A 22,361-nucleotide genomic window follows, 5' to 3' on the forward strand; every position below is an offset into this window, starting at 1 on the left:
ACGGCGGCCGGATCGGGGCGCCGCCGGAGTAAAGCCTAGTCGGTGGCCTGCGCGCGACTTTCCACCGGTGGCGGGCGCGCCGGGGCGGCCGGGATGCTAATACGCGCCTTCCACCGACGGGATCTCGCGGCAGCGCCCGCTAACGCCTGCCGTCGGCGCGGGGGTCGAAGTCCGAATCGGTCTCGACGACTTCCGCGTCGACGATGTCGGGAACCGCCTGGCGCGGGGCGGTGGCGCGGGTGGGCGGTTCATCGATGAGTTCGGCGTCGAGCGCGTCCGGGTCGTCGTCGTAGTACGAGTCGTGGTCGTAGTACCCGTCGTCGTAGGACCCGTCGTCGCGATAGTCGTCGTAGTCGTCGTCTTCGCGGTAGTCGTCATCCGCGTAGTCGCGGTAGCCGTCGGACTCGTAGTCGTCGTCGTAGTAGTCCGCGTCGGGGTCGTAGTCCCCGTCGTCATCGTCGTAGTAGTCCGAAACGGGAAGCGTCGCGCCGACCGGAGCGATGAAGTACCGGGCGCAGACCAGGCCGACATAGCCCGCCCCGGCCAGCCACGCGAAGCTCACCAGGGCGAAGATGGGCAGTTCCAGGCCGACCCGCCCGAAGGTGCCCAATTCCCCGCCCGCGAGCGCGCCGAACAGGACGAGCAGCAGGGTCGCCGCACCGGCGGAGGTCAGCGTAGCCCACGGGGCGGTGAGGCGGTCGCCCGAGGTGCGTCCGGCGTCGACGCCGCCGAGCACGCCGACCGCGGCGGGGATCACCAGCAGCGCCGCCCACCAGACCGACGCGGGACCGGTCGGCACCGCCGCCATCACCGGCACCGCCGGGACCGGCCCGCCGACCACGCCGAACAGACCGATCGAGGCCGCGCCGAAATTCGCGCCCGCGCCCATCAGCACGCCCACCGCGCCGAGCGCCACGTTGGGCAGGTAGGCCAGCGAGAGCAGCGTCAGACCGATGAATCCCCAGGCATTCCCGGCGGTGCGGTAGGTGTCGCCGATATCGGACCAGTGGGCGAGGAACGACACCAGCGTGACCGCGGCGGCGCAGCCGAGCAGCCGCAGCACGGTACGGCCCGCGCCGTAGATTCCCGCGATCACCCATTCCGGCGCCCGAAGCAGGTCGAACATCCGGCGTCGCATCCGCAGCGCGATACCCGCGCCCGCCGCGCCGAGATGCAGGAAGACGACCCAGCCGAAGGCGGCGAGGGTGTCCGGCGGTTGCAGCGCGACAACAGCGGAGGCGTCTTCGGCCACCGCCAGACAGACGGCGGTGAGCAGCAGCGGTCCGCCCAGCGCCGCGCCGACGACCCAGCCGATCTCGGTGCGCGAACTGTTCGGCGTCACCGCCCGATAGCACTCCCGGCCCGCCGCGCCGAGCAGCAGCGCGGTCGGCAGCAGCGGGAACAGGCCGAGCGTGGTCTTTCCGATCACCAACGGAACCTGGTGCAGCGCAAGCCAGCTCGCCGCGACGGCGCCCGTGGCGCCCGCCATCGCGCTGCGCGCGGCGAACAAGGTGACCAGCACGAGCACCACGATCGCGCTCAGCGCGAAGGCAGCGGGGCGGGCCGCGACCAGCAGCAGCACCCTGGCACGTTCCGGGGTCAGGGACAGGAACCCGGACTCGTCGGCCTCGGGCGGATGACCGCTACGCATCGGGGATTCCGATGTGTCGGAGCCCCAGCCGGTCCAGCGGGCGAGCGAGTTCCTCGGTGAGTTCATGCCTTCGCCTCGCTGACACTCGGCTCCGGCAAGCGCGAAACGCGCCGGCACATGATTCGCTCACTGCGTTCCCTCATGGCACTTCAGCGTGACACCTCTCCCGAGGTGAGCGGGTCAGGCGCGCCGCGAGCACCCACCCGGACGGGTAGGTGCTCGCGAAACCTGCGTCGATTACTTGTTGTTGTCGTCCGACGGACGGAAGGCCTGGGTGGCGTCGCTGGCCGGGTCGGAGGTCTTCTCGCCACCGAACGGCTGGCCCTGCTGGCTCTGGCCGTAGCCGGGAGCCCCGTACTGCTGCTGGCCGGGCTGAGCGCCGCCGAAGTGCTGCGTCGCGCTCTCGTCCGGACGCGGCTGCTGCTGCGCGGGCGCGGCGCCGTACGGCGAACCCTGCTGCGGCGCACCGTAACCCGGCTGCTGGCCGTAGGACGGCTGGCCGTAGGTCTGCCCCGGCTGCTGACCGTAGGCAGGCTGGCTCGGCTGGCTCTGGCCATACGGCTGCTGCTGCTGGTACTGCGGGCCGGTGCCGTAGCCCGCTTGCCCGTAGGACTGGCCAGGCTGCTGACCGTACACGGGCTGGCTCGGCTGGCTCTGCTGACCGTACTGACCGCCCTGGCCGAACTGCTGCTGGCCGTAGCCGCCCTGGGCCTGACCGCCGAAACCGCCCTGCGCGGGCGCGGGCTTCGGGGCCGGGGGCTTGATGACGCCCGCCTCGAACAGCACCGCGGCGATCGCGACACCGGTCTGCACCAGCGCGAGGAAGATCAGCACCCACGCGCCGAACTCGGTCGCCAGCGGATCCGGCAGCGAGATGGTCTGGAACAGCAGGGTGAGGAACCCCGCGGCCGACGCGGCGGCGGCCGCGCCCTTCCAATTCTGCTTCGGCAGCACCGAGACTCCCGCGAGCATACCGCCGAGTAGCAACAGCCCCAGCGCGGCGGTCGCGCCGAACGGCGTGAAGGCGTTGTAGCTGTCGCCGGTGATGGTGGCACCGGAGCGCTCGACCTCCTCCACCGAGAACGGCAGGAATCCGAGCAAGAAGTTGATCACGCCGAGCGCGGCGACACCGACCACCAGGAAGAACGGCAGGCCCTTGGCATCGGAACCGGAAGCGCTCGCACCTGTGCTGGCACCACTGCCCGTCTGGCCGAGGCTGGGTGCGGAGGGCGTCGCGGGTGTGTTGTACCCAGAGCCCCCGGTCGGGTATGACATGTCGTCGTCTCCTACGTCGAGTCGTTGTTCGCCTGGATCACTCTTGACGCTACTGCACCAGACCGTTCGGGTCACCCTCGAGCAGCAGGCCGAACGGCCTTGCCACCGCACGACGAAGGCCGCCCTCCCTGCGAAAAGGCGGCCCTCGTAACGATTTCGGACTGGATCAGGCGCTGATGCTCGCCTGCTCCAGGATCTCGCGAGCCAGCGCGGCGGTCTCGGACGGCGTCTTGCCGACCTTCACGCCCGCAGCCTCCAGCGCGTCCTTCTTCGCCTGGGCGGTGCCCGCCGAACCGGAGACGATGGCGCCCGCGTGACCCATGGTCTTGCCCTCGGGGGCGGTGAAGCCCGCGACGTAGCCGACCACCGGCTTGGTGACGTTGGCCTTGATGTAGGCCGCGGCCCGCTCCTCGGCGTCGCCGCCGATCTCGCCGATCATGACGATGAGCTTGGTCTCCGGGTCCTTCTCGAACGCCTCGATGGCGTCGATGTGGGTGGTGCCGATGACCGGGTCGCCGCCGATGCCGATGGCGGTGGAGAAGCCGAAATCACGCAGCTCGTACATCATCTGGTAGGTCAGCGTGCCGGACTTGGAGACCAGGCCGACCGGGCCCTTGCCGGTGATGTTGGCCGGGGTGATGCCGACCAGCGACTCGCCGGGGGTGATGATGCCGGGGCAGTTCGGGCCGATGATCCGGGTCTTGTTGCCCTTCTCCACGTTGTAGGCCCACGCGTAGGCGGTGTCCTGCACCGGGATGCCCTCGGTGATGACCACCAGCAGCGGGATCTCCGCGTCGATGGCCTCGATGATGGCGTCCTTCGAGAACTTCGGCGGCACGAACGCGATGGACACGTCGGCGCCGGTCGCCTTCATGGCTTCTTCGACGGTGCCGAAGACCGGCAGCTCGATCGCGTTGCCGTCCTTGTCGGTGTGCGCGACGGTGGTGCCCGCCTTGCGCGCGTTGACACCGCCGACGACCTGGGTGCCCGCCTTGAGCATCAGTGCGGTGTGCTTGGTGCCCTCGCCGCCGGTGATGCCCTGGACGATGACCTTCGAGTCCTTGTTCAGGAAGATAGACATTTCCGGTTTCCTTACTTGGCCGCTGCCAGTTCGGCGGCCTTGTCGGCGCCTTCGTCCATTGTCTGCGCAAGCGTGATCAGCGGGTGCGCGGCGTCGACCAGGATCTTGCGACCCTCGTCGACCTTGTTTCCGTCGAGACGGACGACGAGCGGCTTGTTCGCCTCGGGGCCGAGGATCTCCAGCGCCTTCACAATGCCGTTGGCGACCGCGTCACAGGCGGTGATGCCGCCGAAGACGTTGACGAACACGCTCTTGACCTGCTGGTCGCCCAGGATGACGTCGAGCCCGGCCGCCATCACCTCGGCCGAGGCGCCGCCACCGATGTCGAGGAAGTTGGCCGGCTTGACGCCGCCGTGGTTCTCGCCCGCGTAGGCGACGACATCGAGGGTCGACATGACCAGACCGGCGCCGTTGCCGATGATGCCGACCTCGCCGTCCAGCTTGACGTAGTTGAGGTCGTTCTCCTTGGCCTTCAGCTCCAGCGGGTCGGTCGCGTCCTTGTCCGCGAACGCCTCGTGTCCAGGCTGGCGGAACTCGGCGTTCTCGTCCAGGGTGACCTTGCCGTCCAGGGCGAGGATCTCGTCCTGCGGGGTGCGCACCAGCGGGTTGACCTCGACCAGGGTGGCGTCCTCGTTGACGAACACCTCCCACAGCTTCTGAATGGTCACCGCCGCGGCGTCCAGCACGTCGGCGGGCAGGTGGCCCTGCTCGGCGATCGAACGCGCGAACGCGAGGTCGACACCCTTCACGGCGTCGACGGGGACCTTGGCGAGGCGCTCGGGCTTGGTCGCGGCGACCTCTTCGATCTCCATGCCGCCTTCCACCGAGCACATGGCCAGGTAGGTGCGGTTGGAACGATCCAGCAGGAAGGAGATGTAGTACTCCTCCGCGATGTCCTTGGCCTCGGCGACAAGGATCTTCTTGGTGATGTGGCCCTTGATGTCCAGGCCGATGATGTTCTGCGCGTGCGTGAACGCGTCCTCCGGGGTACCGGCGTACTTGACGCCGCCCGCCTTACCGCGGCCACCGGCCTTGACCTGGGCCTTGATCATCACCGGCTTGCCGATTTCCTCCGCGATGGCGCGGGCGTCCTCGGCCGTGTCCGTGACGCGGCCCTCGGACGAAGGCACTCCGTGCTTAACGAAGAGCTCCTTCGCCTGATATTCGAAGAGATCCATGTACTCACCGTCTCGTCTGCGTTGTGATGACAACGTCTTTGTTGGCGGCCCGACGTCGGAAGCGGGTCGGGTCGGACTCTAACCAGTCACATGGAGTGCCAATCGGCCACGTTCATCCTAAGTGGCGCAGGTCACGGGCGGCGCCGCGGGCCGGAAAAACCCCTGGCCAACGCTACTGGCGAGTAGTTTGTTGTCGGTTTGCCAGGTAGAGCCACCCAAGCCGGGATCCGACGGCGATCTACTACGAATCGTCGTCGCTCAACCTCACTCGAGTGCCCCGAAAACAGTGAGTTATTCCGTGCTGTTACGGTGATCAATCTCACATGCTTGGACAGATCGTCCGCAACGCTTGCGGACCCCGCAATCGTTTCGTTACCGTAAATGCGGTCGATGTCACAACTATGTCACGACTCCGTTGTTCCAAAGATTCAGGAGGACGGCAAGCCTTGATGCAGCACAACGCTCCGCGGACGGTGAGTCAGCCTGCGGACGAGCTTTCGACGTCGACCCTCTGCCGATCTCTCGGCACCGTCATCATCTCCCGCTCCACGATGTGGCACCGCCGATGAACCATCGCTCCACCCTCGTTCCCGATCATCGCGCTCGCTCGGGACATCGTTATCGCGACGACGAATTCGCCCACGACGATCACGACAGACGCGCCTTCCCGTCGTCCAACAACCATTACGCCGCCGCCGCGGGTAGTGCCGCGACCGGATACGCCGCGAGCGGCGCGTACAGCGACGAGAGCGCCTACGGTTCCGAGAACGCCTACGGCGCCGAGAACACGTCCGCCTGGTCCGCGAACACCGAATGGACCGAGCAGGATTCGTGGTCCGACGGCGGCGCGTGGTCCGGGAACGACTCCTGGTCGCCGGACGCGGACGAGGCGTGGACGCCGCCCGCCGACAACGCGTGGACGCCCGACAACGGGTGGACCCAGCAGCCCGGCGCGGAATGGGCGCAGGAAACGGACGACTCCTGGGGAGCCGAGTCGAACAACGGCTGGTCGGCGGAGACCGACGGCACCTGGACGTCCGACGAGGACGACTGGGGCTCGGACAACTGGTTCGCCGAAGCCACCGAAGACAAGGTCGCGCCGACCGTCATCCCGGCGAGAGGCGCGAACAGACGTGGCGGTGGCGCGCACCGGATGCCCGCGCCGCCCGCCGCGCTGAAGGGCCGCGCCGCGGTCGTCGCCGTCGCCGCGGGCGCGGTCGTCGCCGCAGGACAGGCCGCGATGGCCTCGCCCGAGCAGCCTTCGCAGAGCATCGACTACGAGGCCGCCGGACAGATCCACGAGATCGCCGCCCAATCGGTCAGCCTGGCCGACCCGAATTCCGCGCCCGGCTCGCCGCAGGTGCTGAACGTCTCCACCCCGGCGAACCTCGGTCAGTTCAACGACATCCTGGAGAAGGGCCGCAAGTACGCGGAGGATCTCGCCGCCGCGGAGGCCGCGAAGCTGCGCCCGCTGTTCGCACGGTTCGCCGCGGGCAACTTCACCTCCGGCTTCGGCGCCCGCTGGGGCGTCCAGCACCTCGGCATCGACGTCGCGGGCCCGATCGGCACCCCCATCTACGCGGTCGCCGACGGCACCGTCATCGAGGCCGGTCCGGCCGCCGGATTCGGCATGTGGGTGCGCGTGCGGCACGACGACGGCACCGTCACCATCTACGGCCACGTCGATACCACAACGGTCTCGCAGGGCGAACGGGTGCTGGCGGGCGACCAGATCGCCACCATGGGCAACCGCGGTTTCTCCACCGGTCCGCACGTGCACTTCGAGGTCTGGCTCAACGGCGTCGACAAGGTCGACCCGCTGCCCTGGCTCGCGACCCGCGGTATCGGCCTCGGCCCCCAGCGGGACTGACCCGGCGCGACCGGCACGCGTGAGCAACGGCACGCTTCCCGCGCCGTCGTCCGCGTTCTAGCGTCAGGGTATGGCTCGTACAACGAGGTACACCCAATTCATCGCGCTGCCACCGGAACTCGTGTGGCAGGTAGTGAGCGATCCCGCTCGGTGGCCCGAGTGGAACCCGGCTGTCGCCTCGGTCCGGCTGCACGGCCCCGTCGAGGTCGGCTCGACCGGCGACTATCTACCGCGCGGACGTTTCGTGGGCGCGATGCACGGCCGTACGGCGCCGCCGTTCGCGATCACCGTCCTGCGCCCGCAGCGCGAACTGACCATCGAGCAGCCGGAACCGGCGGGGCGGATGCGGCTGACCTGGCGCCTCACTCCCGTCGCAGGCGGCACGAACCTCACCCAGGAACTGACCTTCTCCGGACCTTCGGCCACGGCGGCGCGCACCGTGGTCGCCCGTCTGCTGGAACAGGATTCGCGCGTCTGCTTCGCGCGACTGGCCCGACTGGCCGGTCTCGCTCCGGAACCAGACGCACTGACGGTCGTGATCGCGGGCGGCACCGGCGCGCTCGGCAGGCAGCTCGCCGCCGACCTCGTCTGCCGCGGACAGCGAGTCACCATCCTGACCCGTCGCCGCGATCCCGCGCTACCGTTCGAGCAAGTCGAATGGGACGGCATGTCCGTGGGTAAATGGGTTGCGGCACTTGATAATCCAGGACAGACTGCGATCGTCAACCTGGCGGGCAAGCTGGTGGATTGCCGCCCGACCGAACGTAATGTCGCCGAATTGCGCAGCAGCCGAGTCGATCCCACGAGCGCCTTGGTCGCCGCCGCGGCCGCCCTGCCCGCACCGGTCGACTACTGGGTGCAGGCCAGCACCACGGCGATCTGGTCCGACGCGGGCGAGATCCGTTGCACCGAAACGACTCCGCTGCCCGTCGGTCTGCCGCAGATGACCGGCGTGGCCGAACCATGGGAACGCGCCTTCGAAGGCGCGAACACCAAGCGCCACACCATCCTGCGCACATCCATCGTGCTCGACCCGCACGCACCCGCGCTGCGGCGGCTCTGCCAGCTGACCAGCGCCGGCCTCGGCGGGCGAGTCGGGCACGGAGACCAGTGGTTCAGCTGGATCCACATCGAAGACTGGTTGGGCATCGTCCGCGCGGCACTCGGGCTGGACCCCGAAGTCATCCTGCCGGATGGAATCCTGGTGGCCGCCACCGACTTCCCGGTGCGCAACCGCGACCTGATGGCCTCGCTCCGCCACCACCTCCACCGCCCGCCCGCACCCCCGACTCCGGCACCGGTACTGAAGCTCGGCGCGGTCTTTCTGCGGACGGATGCGGCGCTGGGGTTGACCGGGCGGCACGCTACGTCGGCGGTGCTCGATGAGGCGGGGTTCCGGTTTCGGTATCCGCGATTGGATGACGCGTTGAGGGATCTACTGCCGCATCGAGGTACCGCCGACCTGGAATCCGGCAACACCTAAGGCGCGGCGGTGATCGCCAACCCCACGAGCGCCACCACCTTCGCGACTTCCAGCCCGATGTACCAGTAATGCGCGTGCGAGCGGGGCAGTTCCTCGCCCGCGAGCACTCGGTCGGAGCGGCGGGTGAGGGGCGGGCGGACGACGAGGATCTGGACGGCCAGGATCGCCACGGCGATGCCCAGCCACACCCAGGTCGCCGTCTTCGGCCCGAGCACCACGCAGGAAAGCACCAGCGCCACCGCCAGTGCCGTTTCCGCGATGTTCAACGCGCGGAACACGATTCGCCCGATTCCGAGCCCTAAGGCCAGCGTCACCCCTGGCGCGCGGAATTTCAGCGGCGCTTCGAGGAACGAGATGGCCAGCACCATGCCGAGCCACAGCATGGGCAGGAACCACACCAGATGTTGCGCGATGATCTCCACCCGCCGGACGCTACCGGGTTCCCGCGGCGTCCTGCAGGGCCGAACGGCACCTGGCGATGGGCCGACCCGCAGGTGTCAGAGCTTCACCAAGGTCCGGCTGTACTGCGGGATGAGACGGATCTTGCCCGCGGTGCCGAAGTCGATCGTCACCGTCGCCAGCGGGCCGAAGCCTTCGGCGGCGATCACGCGGCCGAGGCCGTACTTGTCGTCGCTGACTCGGTCGCCCACCGCCAGCACGAGATTGGTGTTGTTGCGTGCGGCGCCGCCGGGAGCGGGGCGGCGCGGACCCCGATCGGGGCGCACGCCGGGACGCTCGGACCAGCCGTCGCCGCGCGTCCAGTCCCGTTCCAGCCCGTCGTCGTCGCCGCGCCTCCGGATACCTCTGGACGCCGAGGAACTCGCGGGTTCCAGTCGCCGCCAGTCCATCAGATGGCCTGGGATCTCCTGGAGGAAGCGCGACTCCGGGTTGGACACCGGCTGCCCCCAGCCGGAACGGACCACCGCGCGAGTCACGTAGAGCCGACGCCGGGCCCTGGTGATGCCGACGTACGCGAGGCGGCGTTCCTCGGCCAGCTCGGTGGGATCGCCGAGCGCGCGCATGTGCGGGAACTGGCCGTCCTCCCAGCCGGTCACGAAGACCACCGGGAACTCCAGGCCCTTGGCGGTGTGCAGCGTCATCATGGTGACCACGCCGGAGCCCTCGTCCGGAATCTGGTCGGTATCGGCGACCAGCGAGACGCGTTCCAGGAACGCCGCGAGCGAGCCCGGGTCCGGTTCGCCGTCGCCGAGCTCGGGCACCAGGCCCTCCTCGCGCGCCGCGACGGCGTTGTTGTACGCCTCGGAGCTGAACTCGCGCGCCACGCTGACCAGTTCGTTCAGGTTGTCCAGCCGGGCGCCGTCCTGCGGGTCGTCGGACGCCTCCAGTTCGGCGCGGTACCCGGTGCGATCGAGCACGGCCTCCACCACGTTGCCCACGTCGGGGAAGTCGGCGTCGGCCTGCACGCCCGCCGCCCTGATCTCCTCGAGCAGCTCGAGGAATCCGGAGATCGCCCGCTGCGCACGGGTGTTCAGCAGCGCGACCTTGCCGTCGGCGGCATCGCGCAGCGCCGCGGCGAAACCGATCTCGCGCTGTTCGGCGTGCACGGCCACGCACGCCTCGGCGCGGTCGCCGATGCCGCGGCGCGGGGTGTTGAGGATACGGCGCAGGCTCACCGCGTCGTCGGGGTTCTCCAGCACGCGCAGGTAGGCGACAATATCGCGCACTTCTTTGCGCTCGTAGAACCGGACGCCGCCGACCACCTTGTACGGCAGGCCCATCCGGATGAAGATCTCTTCCAGCGCACGGGAGTTGTTGTTGGTGCGATAGAACACCGCGACATCGCCGTAGTTGGCCTCGCCCTGATCGACGAGCCGGTCGATCTCGCGGGCCACGAACGAGGCCTCGTCGTGCTCGTTGTCGGCCACATAACCGACGATCAGATCGCCCTCGCCGGAATCGGTCCACAGCCGCTTCTCGCGCCTGCCCTCGTTGCGCGAGATGACCGCGTTCGCCGCCGACAGGATGTGCTGAGTGGAACGGTAGTTCTGCTCGAGCAGAATGGTCTCCGCGTCGGGGAAATCGCGCTCGAATTCCTCGATGTTGCGAATGGTCGCGCCGCGAAACGCGTAGATGGACTGGTCGGCGTCGCCGACGACGCACAGTTCGCTGGGCGGCGCTCCCGCGTCGTCCTCGTCGCCCTGTTCCGCCTGTGCGGTGTGATGGCCGACGAGTTCCCGCACCAGCACGTACTGCGCGTGGTTGGTGTCCTGGTACTCGTCGACGAGTACGTGCCGGAACCGACGGCGGTAGTACTCCGCGACCTGCGGATGGTTCTGCAGCAGCGCGACCGTCTCGCCGATCAGGTCGTCGAAGTCCAGCGCGTTGGCCGCGCGCAGCCGCCGCTGGTATTCGGTGTACACCCGGGCCACCAAGCCGGGCAGTTCGGTGTCGTCCGATTCGGCGTCCGCGGTGGCCCGCTCCGGCCCGATCAACTCGTTCTTCAGATTCGAGATCGCGGTCGCCAGAAGTCGCGCGGAGTATTTCTTCGTATCGATGTCGAAGTCGCGGCTGATCATCGTCAGCAATCGCCGCGAATCATCGGCGTCGTAGATCGAGAAATTGGAATTCAAGCCGGGCAGCAGGGCCGCCTGCATACGCAGGATCCGCACACAACTGGAGTGGAAAGTGGAAACCCACATGTTGTTCGCGCGCGGTCCGACCAGCCCGATCACCCGCTCCCGCATCTCGGCGGCAGCCTTGTTGGTGAACGTGATCGCCAGGATCTGGCCCGGCGTGACGCCGCGCGCGGCGAGCAGATAGGCGATGCGGCGGGTCAGCACGGCGGTCTTTCCCGAGCCCGCGCCCGCGACGATGAGCAGGGGTGAACCGCTGTGCACGACCGCGGCCCGCTGCTGCGGATTGAGCCCGTCGAGCAGTCGCTCGGTCTCCTCCGCGCGCTGGCGATCCCGCTCGGCCCGACGCTCGGCTTGCTCGTCGGCGCGACGCTGCGCTTGCTCGGCCAGCGACACTGGAGCCTGTTCGCCGAGAGAACGTGCGCCTTGTTCGGCCGACGACCGTGGGGCTCGTTCCGCCGAAGATCGCGGCGCGTCGGACTGCTCCGCTGCCGCGGCCGCATCGGCCGCTAGCTGCGGAGTTGGGTTCACGTCCTGATGCCGATTCCGACCGGCCTGCGTCTGGGGAGCCACCGTGATGTCCATTGCCCATCCACGCTACCGGCGGCCACCGACACAAGCGAAGCCCCCGGGTGCGCTCCCGGCCGCGCGACGGCCACCGGCTAACATTCAGTGAACACCTCCCGGCGCGAGACCACGCAAAACTGCCCGACTCGTTCTCAGCAGATTCACAAAATCAGACGTTTTGCATTGGTTCGGCCGCGTGGCAGACTGGCCCCATGGTCAGCGTTACCGCGATGTGTCCGATTCGGTTATCCTCCGGAAATCGGTCTCGCGGAGCCTTGTAGCCGACCACACGCTTCTGGGGGGACTATAGAAGCCCACCAGGTCTGTTTCACGGTGAAAGAACGGGAAGGTAACGCGCCGCGCGCACCCGCCGATCCACGTTCTGACACGAGGAGATGAATGATGAGCACCCCTGCCACGACCACCGGGTCCGACGCGGCGCTGCCGCAGACCGAGGCGGAGATCGACAAGCTCCGCAAGGAGATCGACCAGCTCGATGCCGAGATCCTCGCCGCCATCAAGCGACGCAGCGAGATCTCCCGGTTGATCGGACGGACTCGGATGGCCTCCGGTGGCCCGCGACTGGTGCACAGCCGCGAAATGAAGGTGCTGGAGCGCTTCAGCGAACTCGGCCAGGAGGGCCATACCCTCGCCATGCTGCTGCTGCGTCTCGGACGCGGCCGCCTCGGCCACTGACCCCTCGTTCTCCTGCCGCCTCGAGCGGCACGCGAGCCTTGCGGTGATCGCAAGACCACCGCCTCCACAGGCCGCCCCGGGTGTCCGAACCCCGGGGCGGTCCTTGCGTTTTCAGGTCACCTCGGCGCGCCGGTCAGGTCAGCGCGATGTACTTCGTCGACAGATACTCCTCGATGCCCTCGATGCCGCCTTCGCGGCCGAACCCGGAGGCCTTCACGCCGCCGAACGGCGCGGCCGGATCGGAGATGACGCCGCGGTTGACGCCCACCATGCCCGACTCCAAGCCCTCGGCCACCCGCAGCGCGCGGTCCAGCGTCCGCGTGTACACGTAGGCGACCAAGCCGAACTCGGTGTCGTTGGCGGCGGCGAGGCCCTCCTCCTCGGTCTCGAAACCGACGATCGGCGCGACCGGGCCGAACACCTCCTCGCGCAGGATCCTGGCCTGCGGCGGCACGTCGCTGAGAATGGTGGCCGGGTAGAACCAGCCGGGACCGCCGGGCGCCTTGCCGCCGAGGCGAACCCGCGCGCCCGCCGCGACCGCGTCGTCGACGAGTTCGCTGACGGTGGTGAGCTGGTCCTCGTTGATCAGCGGGCCGAGAGTCGTCTCGGGGTCGGTGCCGGGGCCCATGGTGACCGAGTTCGTCATCGCCTCGGCGAATTTGGCGGTGAACTCGTCGAGCACTCCGTTCTGCACGTGGAACCGGTTGGCCGCGGTGCACGCCTCGCCGCCGTTGCGCAGTTTGGCCAGCATCGCGCCCTGCACCGCCGCGTCGATATCGGCGTCGTCGAACACCACGAACGGCGCGTTGCCGCCGAGTTCCATCGAGGTGCGCAGCAGACCGTGCGCGGACTGCTGCACGAGTTTCTTGCCGACCTCGGTGGACCCGGTGAAGGTGAGTTTGCGCAGTCGCGGGTCTTCCAGCAGCGGCCCGGTCACCGCGCTGGAACGGCTGGTCGTGATGACCGAGAGCACCCCGTCGGGCAGTCCGGCCTCGCGACACAGCTGGGCGAGCAGCAGCATCGTCAGAGGCGTCTCCGAGGCGGGCTTGACGATCATGGTGCAGCCGGCGGCCAGCGCGGGACCGATCTTGCGGGTGCCCATGGCCAGTGGGAAGTTCCACGGCGTGATGGCAAGGCACGGACCCACCGGCTGCTTGTGCACCATGATCCGGCCGGTGCCGGAGGGCGCGTGCAGGTAGCGCCCGTGCACGCGCACCGCCTCCTCGCTGAACCAGCGGAAGAACTCGGCGCCGTAGCGCACCTCGTTGCGGCTCTCCGGCAATGCCTTGCCCATTTCCAGAGTCATCAGCAGCGCGAATTCCTCGGCTCGCGCGGTGATCTGCTCGAACACCGCGCGCAGGATCTCGCCCCGCTCTCTGGCCGAGGTCGCGGCCCATTCGGCCTGCACGGCGGCCGCGGCGTCGAGCGCGCGCACCGCATCCTGCGGGCTCGCGTCGGCGACCTCGATCAGCACCTCCCCGGTCGCGGGATTGTGCACCGGAAAGGTGGCGCCGCCCTCGGCGTCGACGGGCCCACCGATCCACAGCTGCGTCGGTACGGATTGGAGTAGTTCGCGTTCGGACACCATGTCGCCAGCCTAGGCCGCGGCCCGGCCCGCCATGCCGGACTCGAACCGGAAATCGACGCGACCCGAGATTGCCCGCCTCAGCCGTGCGTCGGTGCCGCACGGTGAGTACGCTCGGCGGACGTGAGCAGCGACATCACCGCATCGGCGGCATGGCGGAAACTGCACGATCACTACAGCGCCGTGGCCGAGCGACACCTACGAGAGATCTTCGCGGACGACCCCGACCGCGGTCGTGAGCTGACCGTCCAGGTGGGCGACCTGCACATCGATTACAGCAAGCACCGGGTCACCCGGGAAACCGTGCAGCTACTCGTCGAATTGGCGTTCGAGGCGGGGGTGGCCGAGCGGCGCGACGCCATGTTCGCCGGCGCGCACATCAACACCTCCGAGGACCGCGCGGTCGGCCACGTGGCCCTGCGCCTGCCCGCGGGCGAGTCGATGATCATCGACGGCGCCGACGCGGGCGCCGAGGTGCACGAAGTGCTGCGCCGAATGGGTGAGTTCACCGACGAGCTGCGCTCGGGCCGGTGGCGCGGCGCCACCGGCGAGCGGATCGCCACCGTGGTGAACATCGGCATCGGCGGCTCGGACCTGGGCCCGGTGATGGTGCACCAGGCGCTGCGCCACTACGCCGACGCGGGCATCGGCGCCCGCTTCGTCTCGAACGTCGACCCCGCCGATCTGGTCGCCGAGCTCACCGGCCTCGATCCGGCGACCACGCTGTTCATCGTTGCGTCCAAGACGTTCTCGACGCTCGAGACCCTGACCAACGCCACCGCCGCGCGCCGCTGGCTGGTGGCCGCGCTCGGCGAGGACGCGGTCGCCAAACATTTCGTCGCGGTCTCCACCAACGCCGAGCGGGTCGCCGAATTCGGCATCGACACCGCGAACATGTTCGGCTTCTGGGACTGGGTCGGCGGCCGCTATTCGGTGGACTCGGCCATCGGGCTTTCGGTGATGGCCACCATCGGCAAGGAGCGCTTCGCGGAATTCCTGGCCGGAATGCACGCCGTGGACGTGCATTTCGCGTCCGCGCCGCTGGAGGCGAACGCGCCGGTGCTGCTCGGCCTGCTCGGCGTGTGGTACTCGAATTTCTTCGGCGCGGAATCGCGCGCGGTGCTGCCGTATTCGAACGACCTGGCGCGTTTCCCCGCCTATTTGCAGCAGCTCACGATGGAGTCGAACGGGAAGTCGGTGCACGCCGACGGTACCCCGGTCACCACCTCCACGGGCGAGATCTTCTGGGGCGAGCCGGGCACCAACGGCCAGCACGCCTTCTATCAACTGCTGCACCAGGGCACCCGGCTGATTCCCGCCGACTTCATCGGATTCGCCCGTCCCACCAGTGATCTGGCGACCCGCGACGGCACCGGCAGCATGCACGACATCCTGATGAGCAACCTGTTCGCCCAGACCAAGGTGCTCGCCTTCGGCAAGACGGCCGAGGAGATCGCGGCCGAGGGCGCCGACCCGAAGGTGGTGCCGCACAAGGTGATGCCGGGCAACCGCCCGAGCACGACCATCCTCGCGCCGCAGCTGACGCCCTCGGTGGTCGGCCAGCTCATCGCGCTCTACGAGCACCAGGTTTTCGTGGAGGGCAGCATCTGGGGCATCGACAGCTTCGACCAGTGGGGCGTCGAGCTCGGCAAACAACAGGCGCTGGCGCTCGCTCCGCTGCTCACCGCCGCTGAAGACCCCGCACCGCAGGACGATTCGTCCACCGACGCGCTCATCCGCTGGTATCGCGCCAACCGCTGACCGGAGACGTTCAGCGCCCGTCCGGCAGGGGATCTTCGCCCTTACCGGAGGCCGGGCGGCCACCGGGTTCGGCCTCCGTGCCATCCGAGGCCGTGGCATCCGGAGTGCGCATCGCGGCCGCCTCCAGCCGCCGAGAGATACCGGTGGAGACGATGGCCAGCAAGCTGCCGATGACGACCAAGTCGAAGACGATCTGCACCATGGTGGCGATGCGCGCGGCCTGTCCGACGGCATGGACGTCGCCGTAGCCTACAGTGCCCAGCGTGACGACGGTGTAGTACAGCGCGTCCGTGCGGGTCGACAATCCCTCGAACTGCCCGGGGTAGTGCACCCCGAGCCGGTAGTAGAACAGCGCGAAGAACATCGCCACCACGCAGAGCAGCAGCAGAATGCCGTCCACTCGGCCGCCCGTCATGTTCGGCGCGCGCAGGTAGCGTTCGATGCGACGCACCGTCAGCCAGATGAGCCCGCCGACGCCCGCGAGGAACGCCGCGAAGCCGAGGATTCTGCCCGGCATGTCGACGTCCATGTCCCAGTCGATCGGGACACCGTAGTAGAACAGGAGCGCGCACAGCAGCGCGGCGGCGTTCCGCAGTACGTGCACGCTCCCCGAAACCCGCTGCGACTCCGTCATGGGTCAATGATCGGCGCGGGCCTGTGGTTGCGGCGTCACACGCGCCGGGTGATGCGAGATTCGCGGTGGAGCCGCGATCAGCCGACGACGAAGTACCGTCCGTCGAGCTCGCGCAGCACGAGGTCGGCGCGCTCTCGCGTCGCGCCGACGAGGTCCGCGTTGCGCAGGTCGCTCTCGTGCACCTTCGTCCTGGCGGCCTCGGCGCTGCGTCCGCCCCGCAGGTGCCGGTCGAGCAGCCGGTCCGCCAGCACGCCGCGGTCGGCGTCGAGATACCAGCATTCGTCGAGTTCCGCGCGGACGGCCGACCAGCCGTGCCCGGCGGAGTCGTCGAGCAGCAGGTAGTTGCCCTCGGCGACGGCGATCGACTGGTCGGTGAAGACGACGCCCGCCGGTGTCGGCTCGTCCGTGACGCGATCGAACGTCGGCCACGGCACCGGCGTGCCGCGCGGGGTGTCGCGCAGGCGGCGCAGGTTCGCGACGAACCCCGCGACGTCGAAGGTGTCCGGTTCGCCCTTGCGCGCCTGGCTACGCGCCGCGCGGAGCCATTCGTTGGACAGGTGATAACCGTCCATCGGCGCGATCTCGGCCGCCGCGGCCGGGAACGCGTCGCGAAGCAGTACCGAGAGCGTGGATTTCCCCGCTCCGGGTGGTCCCGCGATGCCGAGCAGATACCGCCGCTCCGGACGTTCGGCCGCGCGACCCAGCACCCTGCGCACCAACCGGTGCAGCGGAATCTCGACCTCGCTCACCGCGGAGACACTACCGAGCGCCGGTCATGCGACGAAGGCGCGTTCGATGATGGCGCCGGTGTCGACGCCGGTCGGCAAAGTCCCGAAGGCGATGCCCCAGTCGTCGCCGAGCCGGGTGTCGCAGAAGGCGTCGGCCACCGCGGGGTGACCGTGCCGAACCAGCTGCGCGCCCTGGAGGACCAGCGCCATCAGCTCCACGACGCGCCGGGCGCGGTACTCGATGTCGCTGAGATCGGCCAGTTCCTTGCCGACCTTGGCGATGGCGTCGTCCAGGCGCGGGTTCGCGCCCTTGGCCAGCGTCACCTCGTTGAAGAAAGCCTCGACGGTCTCCGGCTGACGGCCCATGGCGCGCAGCGCGTCCAGCGCGGCCACATTGCCCGAACCCTCCCAGATCGACATCAGCGGCGCCTCGCGGTAGAGCCGCGGCATTCCCGACTCCTCGGCGTATCCGTTGCCGCCCAAGCACTCCAGCGCCTCGGCGGCGTGCGACGGAGCCCGCTTGCACACCCAGTACTTGGTGACCGCGAGCGCGATCCGGCGCAGCGCGGCCTCGGCGGGATCACCGCTCGCCCGGTCCGTGGCGCCCGCGAGCCGCATCATCACGGTGGTCGCCGCGTCGGATTCGATCACCAGGTCGGCGAGCACGTTGCGCATGGCGGGCTGGTCGATCAGCTCGGCGCCGAACGCCGCTCGATGCCTGGCGTGGTGCACGGCGTAGACGGTGCTCGCCCGCATGTTGGTGGCAGAGCCGATCACGCAGTCCAGCCGGGTCATGTTCACCATCTCGATGATGGTCTTGACGCCAGCGCCTTCCGCCCCGACCAGCCAGCCGGTGGCGTTCTCGTACTCGATCTCCGAGGAGGCGTTGGACTTGTTGCCCAGCTTGTCCTTGAGCCGTTGGATGCGAATGGGATTGCGGGCGCCGTCCGGCAGCACCCGCGGCAACAGGAAGCAGGACAGGCCTCCCGGCGCCTGGGCCAGCGTCAGGAACATGTCCGACATCGGCGCGGAGGTGAACCACTTGTGCCCGACGACACGGTAGCTGCCGTCCGGCTGCGGGGTCGCGGTGGTGGTGTTGGCCCGCACGTCGGAGCCGCCCTGCTTCTCCGTCATCGACATGCCCGCGATCAGCCCGGCCTTGGTGGACGGTTCGCGGAGCCCGAAATCGTAGGTGCGCGAGGCGAGCAGCGGCTCGTATCGGGCGGCCAGCTCGGGGTTGTGGCGCAGCGCGGGCACGACCGCGTAGGTCATGGAGATGGGACACATGTGGCCCGCCTCGGCCACGCCCCAGGTGTAGAACTTGGCGGCGCGGGCGGTGTGCGCGCCGGGCCGGTCGTCGGTCCACGCCGAGCCGTGCAGACCGTGCTCGACCGCCACCCGCATCAGATCGTGCCAGTGCGGGTGGAACTCGACCTCGTCGACGCGGTTGCCGTAGCGGTCGTGGGTGCGCAGCACCGGCGGGTACTCGTTGGCCAGCCTGCCCCACTCCTGCGCCGCGAAACCGCCCGCGAGCCTGCCGAGTTCGTGGACCTCGTCCTCGGCCCAGCCCGCGCCCTCGCGGTGCAGGCCCTCCAGCAGCGCCGGGTTACGCCCGGCGTCGAAGGGCACGATGTTCGGGACCTGGTTGAAGACCTCATGAGTCTGCATCGGACACTCCTGTTTTCTCGGCGCTCGCCCCCGGCCGCACGCCGAGCGCGCGGATCGCGAAGGCGACGAGTTGGGGGACGACGGATTCGGCGTGCGGCGCGGCGGCGAGCGGGCCGACCAGCACTTCACCGATGGCGCCGACCAGTGCGGCGGCGCTGGTGCGCGGGTCCTGCGCGGGCAGTTCGCCGTGCGCGACGCCGTCGGCCACCGCGGATTCGAACGCCTCGGCGAAGGCGCGGCGGAAGTGCAAGCGCTCGGCGTCGACCACGGTGTCCACCGGCTCGACGAGCAGCACGTAGGCGAGCTTGGGGTTCTTCATGGCGCGTCCGGCGAAGGTCTCCACGGCCGCGGTCACCCGTTCCACCGCGGTCCCCTTCTCGGCCGCCGCGGTGACGGCGGCGACCTCCCTGGCGACGACGGTGCGGAAAACCGCGGTCACCAGATTCGCCTTGCCGTCGAAGTGCTTGTACACGGTTCCGGTGGCCACTCCGGCACGGTTCGCGACCGCGGCCATCGACAGGCCGGCGAACCCGGCCTCGGAGAGGACCTTGGTCGCGGCCTGCACGATCAGCTGCTCCTGGGCGTCCAGGCGGGCCTGGACGGCAGGGGTCCTGCGGTACGCCACGGAAGAAGTGAATCACGAATTCACTTCTTCACACAAGGGCCGGGCCGTCGTATGGTCGAGAGCGTGAGCCAGCTAGGCAGCACCCCTCTCCGCGCGGGGAGGGACGGCGATACGGAGGGGCGACAGTGAGCGTTCGCGTCGAGAAGAACGGGCCCGTGACGACGGTGATCCTGCACCGGCCGCAGGCGCGCAACGCGGTCGACGGGCCGACCGCACAGGCGCTTGCCGACGCCTTCCGCGAGTTCGACGCCGACCCTACGGCGGCGGTCGCGGTGCTCTGGGGCGAGGGCGGGACCTTCTGCGCGGGCGCCGACCTGAAGGCGCTCGGGACGGAGCGGTCCAACCGCGCCGAGGAGGACGGCGACGGCCCGATGGGCCCGACCAGGATGACGCTGTCCAAGCCGGTGATCGCCGCGATCTCCGGTTACGCGGTGGCGGGCGGACTCGAGCTGGCGCTCTGGTGCGATCTGCGAGTCGCCGAGCAGGACAGCACCTTCGGCGTCTTCTGCCGGCGCTGGGGCGTGCCGCTGATCGACGGCGGCACGATACGGCTGCCGCGGATCATCGGCATGGGCCGCGCCATGGATCTGTCGCTGACCGGCCGAGCTGTCAGCGCGCCCGAGGCGTTGCAGATCGGGTTGGTGAACCGGGTCGTGCCCACCGGACAGGCGCGCGCCGCCGCCGAGGACCTGGCGGCCGAACTCGCCAGGCTGCCGCAGACCTGTCTGCGCTCGGACCGGATGTCGATGCTCGAGCAGGACGGCATGGACGAGGCCACGGCCCTGCGCAACGAATTCCGGCACGGACTCACCGCCCTGGCCGACGGCGCGCTCGCGGGCGCCCAACGGTTCGCCGCGGGCGCGGGGCGGCACGGAGCGTCCGGCTGAGGATGGACCGCCTCGGCGTCGTCGACGAGATCTTCCTGCGCACCCACCGCGGGCTCGGCACACCCATCGCCCTCCAAGGGCTGTGGCGCACCGTCGACCGTGTCGAACCCGCACTGCTGCATCGCATCCACGGCGCGCTGCGGCCAGGCCCCTTGGGCCGCAGGGTGATCCGTTCCCGCGTGCCCGGCGCGCGTCGCGCCTGGCAGCCGAACGTCCGGGCTCACCCTCTCGACTTCATGGAAAGCACGCTCCCCCTCGACGAATTACTGCCGTGGGCGGACACCCTGGGCGCGGGCCTCGACCCGGAATTCGGCCCGGCGTGGCGGCTCGCCGCCCGCTGGCTCGCCGACGGCGGATCGGTTGTGGCGCTGACCTGTTCGCATGCGCTGGCCGATGCGCGCGGACTGGTGCACGCGGTGGATGCCGCGCTGCGCGAGGTGGTCGACGGAGCGGCTGCCGCTCATGCCGTGTCGGCCGATGCGGGGCGTCCCGAGGCCGAAATCGAAGCGGGTGACGCACGGTCGCGCTGCGCTCGGGAGTCCGAGTGGGCGGACGCGTTTCGTCAATGGTCGACCGTGGTGGGTGGCACGATCCGTGCTCTGCGCCATGGCATTCCGGAACGGCCCGCACCCGAGGAACCCGTGCGCGCGGGCGCGGACGAACTGCGCGTGCACGGTGCGGTCGTACAGTTCCGCGCCGACGAATGGGACCGGGTGGCCGGAGAACAGGGCGGCACCGCGAACAGTCTGTTCATCCACCTGGTCGCGACACTGTTGTGGGACATCGGCTTTCCCCTTCCTGCCATCGCGGCGAGCCTCCCCGTCGACACCCGCGACGAGCCGCGCGTGGACAACGACCTCGCGATGACCGAGATCGTCGTCGATCGCGCCGACACCCCCGCGACGCTGCGCAAGAAGGCCCGCGCCGCGTACGAGCACCGGATGTCCAGCCCCGGCGGCATGCCCGAGCAACTGCTCCAGGTGATCCCCGACCGCTGGGCCCACGCCCTCGCCAAGGGCGCGGGCGAGCGAGACATCTTGTGCTCCAACATCGGAACTCTCCCCGACTCGCTGCGCACCATCGGCGGCCACCCCTGCGTCGGCGTTGCCGCCCGCGCCATCCACCCCGGCCTCACCGCCGCCCGTCTTCCGCGCACCCGCTTGTCCGGCTACCTGTGCCGCAGCGGTGACGGCTACATCCTGTCCCTGATCGGACTCGACCCCGGCATCGAATCCGGCTCGGCCCTGGCCGAACTCGCCGTCCATGCCGCCTCCCGCCTCGGGCTCGACGGCCACCCGTGGTGATCTGCCCGAGGCCGCGCATCACCCCACGGGCAGCCCGTCCAACAACGCACGCAGACTCCAGGCGAACTGCTCGGAACCTATCCATTGCGCCATGAGGTCGCGACTCTCGTGGGTGTGCGGCCAGCGCTCGGCGGGAATCTCCGCCAGGGCGGCGCGGCGTTGCGCGATGCGCTCGGATTCGGGCGGCAGCGGCGGGCGGCCGTCGGTCTCGGCGACCTCCATCGCGATCGCACCGATCACCTGGACCATGACGGCGTAGGCGGCGCGCGCTCGGTGGTCCGGGGACAGGCCGCCCCTGGCGAGGCAGGCCAGCAGGGCTTCGCCTACGTCGCGGGCGGCGGGGCCGTCCATGGGCGCGGTCATCATCAGCGCCGCGACCGCCGGGTGTTCCAGCACGCGACGGCGCAGCTCGACGGCGAATTCGACAATGGCCGAACGCCATTCGACGTCGGCATCGGCGAGCACCGTCAACGGCACCGAGCCGAGCACCCGCTCGATCACCGCGCGCTCGAGGTCGGCGCGGCTGGCGACGTAGGTGTAGACGGCGTTCGGGTTCACCCCGAGCCGCCCCGCGACCGCCCGGATCGAGACCGCCGCCGCGCCTCCCTCGTCGAGCAGCAGCAATGCGGTGTCCACCACCTGCGCCTCGGTGAAGGAGCGGCGCTCGGGACGGATTCTGCGTTCCCCCTGGGGCATTGACTTCGCTGCGGACACGCGCTTGACTGTACCGCGTACAGCTAGCTGTACTCCGTACAGCCAGAATGGAGTGAAACC

At 69.4% G+C, this 22,361-nt stretch carries 18 protein-coding genes; 6 read left to right on the forward strand and 12 right to left on the reverse strand.

The genetic code is table 11. The annotated features are described in order from the left end of the window. Positions 1-139: 139 nt before the first annotated feature. The 4 genes from AC3EO7_RS03505 to sucC all read right to left on the reverse strand — a co-directional run bounded on the left by AC3EO7_RS03505 (position 140) and on the right by sucC (position 5,185). Positions 140-1,717 carry a cell division protein PerM gene (locus AC3EO7_RS03505; RefSeq protein ID WP_435590424.1) on the reverse strand — a complete coding sequence of 526 codons (1,578 nt, stop codon included), beginning with the start codon at positions 1,715-1,717 and terminating at the stop codon, positions 140-142. Between the two features lie 171 nt (positions 1,718-1,888). Then, positions 1,889-2,926 carry a DUF5336 domain-containing protein gene (locus AC3EO7_RS03510; RefSeq protein ID WP_435590425.1) on the reverse strand — a complete coding sequence of 346 codons (1,038 nt, stop codon included), beginning with the start codon at positions 2,924-2,926 and terminating at the stop codon, positions 1,889-1,891. A gap of 166 nt (positions 2,927-3,092) precedes the next feature. Then, the gene (gene sucD / locus AC3EO7_RS03515; protein ID WP_431965049.1) at positions 3,093-4,007 is read right to left on the reverse strand and encodes a succinate--CoA ligase subunit alpha; all 915 of its coding nucleotides are present in this window, start codon (positions 4,005-4,007) and stop codon (positions 3,093-3,095) included. 11 nt (positions 4,008-4,018) lie between these two features. Further along, positions 4,019-5,185, reverse strand: coding sequence for an ADP-forming succinate--CoA ligase subunit beta (sucC, locus tag AC3EO7_RS03520; protein WP_431965051.1), 1,167 nt, complete (start codon positions 5,183-5,185; stop codon positions 4,019-4,021). Positions 5,186-5,750: 565 nt separating this feature from the next. Here sucC and AC3EO7_RS03525 point away from each other — a divergent pair. Continuing rightward, positions 5,751-7,055, forward strand: a complete 1,305-nt coding sequence (locus tag AC3EO7_RS03525; protein ID WP_435590426.1) for a M23 family metallopeptidase — start codon at positions 5,751-5,753, stop codon at positions 7,053-7,055. 70 nt (positions 7,056-7,125) lie between these two features. After that, entirely contained in the window at positions 7,126-8,538 is a 1,413-nt protein-coding gene (locus tag AC3EO7_RS03530; RefSeq protein WP_435590427.1) for a DUF1731 domain-containing protein, read from the forward strand. On the opposite strand, the gene AC3EO7_RS03535 is transcribed toward AC3EO7_RS03530, so the two are convergent. Together AC3EO7_RS03535 and pcrA are read right to left on the reverse strand one after the other, a co-directional pair. Further along, complete coding sequence (locus AC3EO7_RS03535) at positions 8,535-8,921, reverse strand: hypothetical protein (protein ID WP_435590492.1); 387 nt, start codon at positions 8,919-8,921, stop codon at positions 8,535-8,537. The genes AC3EO7_RS03530 and AC3EO7_RS03535 overlap by 4 nt on opposite strands. Before the next feature lie 114 nt (positions 8,922-9,035). Next, complete coding sequence (pcrA, locus tag AC3EO7_RS03540) at positions 9,036-11,717, reverse strand: DNA helicase PcrA (RefSeq protein WP_435590428.1); 2,682 nt, start codon at positions 11,715-11,717, stop codon at positions 9,036-9,038. A gap of 384 nt (positions 11,718-12,101) precedes the next feature. On the opposite strand from pcrA, the gene AC3EO7_RS03545 reads away from it, so the two are divergent. After that, entirely contained in the window at positions 12,102-12,395 is a 294-nt protein-coding gene (locus AC3EO7_RS03545; RefSeq protein WP_357451981.1) for a chorismate mutase, read from the forward strand. A 133-nt stretch (positions 12,396-12,528) separates the two neighbouring features. Here AC3EO7_RS03545 and AC3EO7_RS03550 read toward each other — a convergent pair whose 3' ends face one another. Beyond that, positions 12,529-13,983 (reverse strand): NAD-dependent succinate-semialdehyde dehydrogenase, encoded by a 1,455-nt coding sequence (locus AC3EO7_RS03550; protein WP_435590429.1) that lies wholly within the window; start codon positions 13,981-13,983, stop codon positions 12,529-12,531. 120 nt (positions 13,984-14,103) lie between these two features. Between AC3EO7_RS03550 and pgi the strand changes: the two genes are divergently transcribed. Continuing rightward, the gene (gene pgi / locus AC3EO7_RS03555) at positions 14,104-15,741 is read left to right on the forward strand and encodes a glucose-6-phosphate isomerase (protein ID WP_431965064.1); all 1,638 of its coding nucleotides are present in this window, start codon (positions 14,104-14,106) and stop codon (positions 15,739-15,741) included. 10 nt (positions 15,742-15,751) lie between these two features. On the opposite strand, the gene AC3EO7_RS03560 is transcribed toward pgi, so the two are convergent. From AC3EO7_RS03560 to AC3EO7_RS03575, 4 genes are all read right to left on the reverse strand, one after another. Further along, the gene (locus AC3EO7_RS03560) at positions 15,752-16,375 is read right to left on the reverse strand and encodes a potassium channel family protein (RefSeq protein ID WP_435590430.1); all 624 of its coding nucleotides are present in this window, start codon (positions 16,373-16,375) and stop codon (positions 15,752-15,754) included. 77 nt (positions 16,376-16,452) lie between these two features. Further along, positions 16,453-17,124 (reverse strand): nucleoside/nucleotide kinase family protein, encoded by a 672-nt coding sequence (locus AC3EO7_RS03565; RefSeq protein ID WP_435590431.1) that lies wholly within the window; start codon positions 17,122-17,124, stop codon positions 16,453-16,455. 24 nt (positions 17,125-17,148) lie between these two features. Continuing rightward, positions 17,149-18,771, reverse strand: coding sequence for an acyl-CoA dehydrogenase family protein (locus tag AC3EO7_RS03570; protein WP_431965070.1), 1,623 nt, complete (start codon positions 18,769-18,771; stop codon positions 17,149-17,151). Then, positions 18,758-19,396 carry a TetR/AcrR family transcriptional regulator gene (locus AC3EO7_RS03575; protein ID WP_431965072.1) on the reverse strand — a complete coding sequence of 213 codons (639 nt, stop codon included), beginning with the start codon at positions 19,394-19,396 and terminating at the stop codon, positions 18,758-18,760. The genes AC3EO7_RS03570 and AC3EO7_RS03575 overlap by 14 nt, the downstream gene beginning before the upstream one ends. Positions 19,397-19,521: 125 nt before the next feature. Here AC3EO7_RS03575 and AC3EO7_RS03580 point away from each other — a divergent pair, with 125 nt between their 5' ends. Next, positions 19,522-20,283 carry a crotonase/enoyl-CoA hydratase family protein gene (locus AC3EO7_RS03580; RefSeq protein WP_431965074.1) on the forward strand — a complete coding sequence of 254 codons (762 nt, stop codon included), beginning with the start codon at positions 19,522-19,524 and terminating at the stop codon, positions 20,281-20,283. Positions 20,284-20,285: 2 nt separating this feature from the next. Then, positions 20,286-21,587: a hypothetical protein gene (locus tag AC3EO7_RS03585; RefSeq protein WP_435590432.1), complete on the forward strand. Its 1,302-nt coding sequence runs from the start codon at positions 20,286-20,288 to the stop codon at positions 21,585-21,587. A gap of 18 nt (positions 21,588-21,605) precedes the next feature. On the opposite strand, the gene AC3EO7_RS03590 is transcribed toward AC3EO7_RS03585, so the two are convergent. Continuing rightward, positions 21,606-22,301, reverse strand: a complete 696-nt coding sequence (locus AC3EO7_RS03590; RefSeq protein ID WP_431965078.1) for a TetR/AcrR family transcriptional regulator — start codon at positions 22,299-22,301, stop codon at positions 21,606-21,608. Positions 22,302-22,361: the final 60 nt, after the last annotated feature.

This window comes from Nocardia sp. bgisy118 (genome assembly GCF_057708605.1).

Excerpts from the sequence above, each read along its gene's own strand:
- AC3EO7_RS03550 (WP_435590429.1), bottom strand. The coding sequence starts at position 13,983 with ATGGTGTCCGAACGCGAACTACTCCAATCCGTACCGACGCAGCTGTGG.
- AC3EO7_RS03570 (WP_431965070.1), bottom strand. The coding sequence starts at position 18,771 with ATGCAGACTCATGAGGTCTTCAACCAGGTCCCGAACATCGTGCCCTTC.
- AC3EO7_RS03535 (WP_435590492.1), bottom strand. The coding sequence starts at position 8,921 with ATGCTGTGGCTCGGCATGGTGCTGGCCATCTCGTTCCTCGAAGCGCCG.
- AC3EO7_RS03530 (WP_435590427.1), top strand. The coding sequence starts at position 7,126 with ATGGCTCGTACAACGAGGTACACCCAATTCATCGCGCTGCCACCGGAA.
- AC3EO7_RS03525 (WP_435590426.1), top strand. The coding sequence starts at position 5,751 with ATGAACCATCGCTCCACCCTCGTTCCCGATCATCGCGCTCGCTCGGGA.
- AC3EO7_RS03585 (WP_435590432.1), top strand. The coding sequence starts at position 20,286 with ATGGACCGCCTCGGCGTCGTCGACGAGATCTTCCTGCGCACCCACCGC.
- AC3EO7_RS03560 (WP_435590430.1), bottom strand. The coding sequence starts at position 16,375 with ATGACGGAGTCGCAGCGGGTTTCGGGGAGCGTGCACGTACTGCGGAAC.
- AC3EO7_RS03505 (WP_435590424.1), bottom strand. The coding sequence starts at position 1,717 with ATGAACTCACCGAGGAACTCGCTCGCCCGCTGGACCGGCTGGGGCTCC.
- pcrA (WP_435590428.1), bottom strand. The coding sequence starts at position 11,717 with ATGGACATCACGGTGGCTCCCCAGACGCAGGCCGGTCGGAATCGGCAT.
- AC3EO7_RS03545 (WP_357451981.1), top strand. The coding sequence starts at position 12,102 with ATGAGCACCCCTGCCACGACCACCGGGTCCGACGCGGCGCTGCCGCAG.
- sucD (WP_431965049.1), bottom strand. The coding sequence starts at position 4,007 with ATGTCTATCTTCCTGAACAAGGACTCGAAGGTCATCGTCCAGGGCATC.
- AC3EO7_RS03510 (WP_435590425.1), bottom strand. The coding sequence starts at position 2,926 with ATGTCATACCCGACCGGGGGCTCTGGGTACAACACACCCGCGACGCCC.
- sucC (WP_431965051.1), bottom strand. The coding sequence starts at position 5,185 with ATGGATCTCTTCGAATATCAGGCGAAGGAGCTCTTCGTTAAGCACGGA.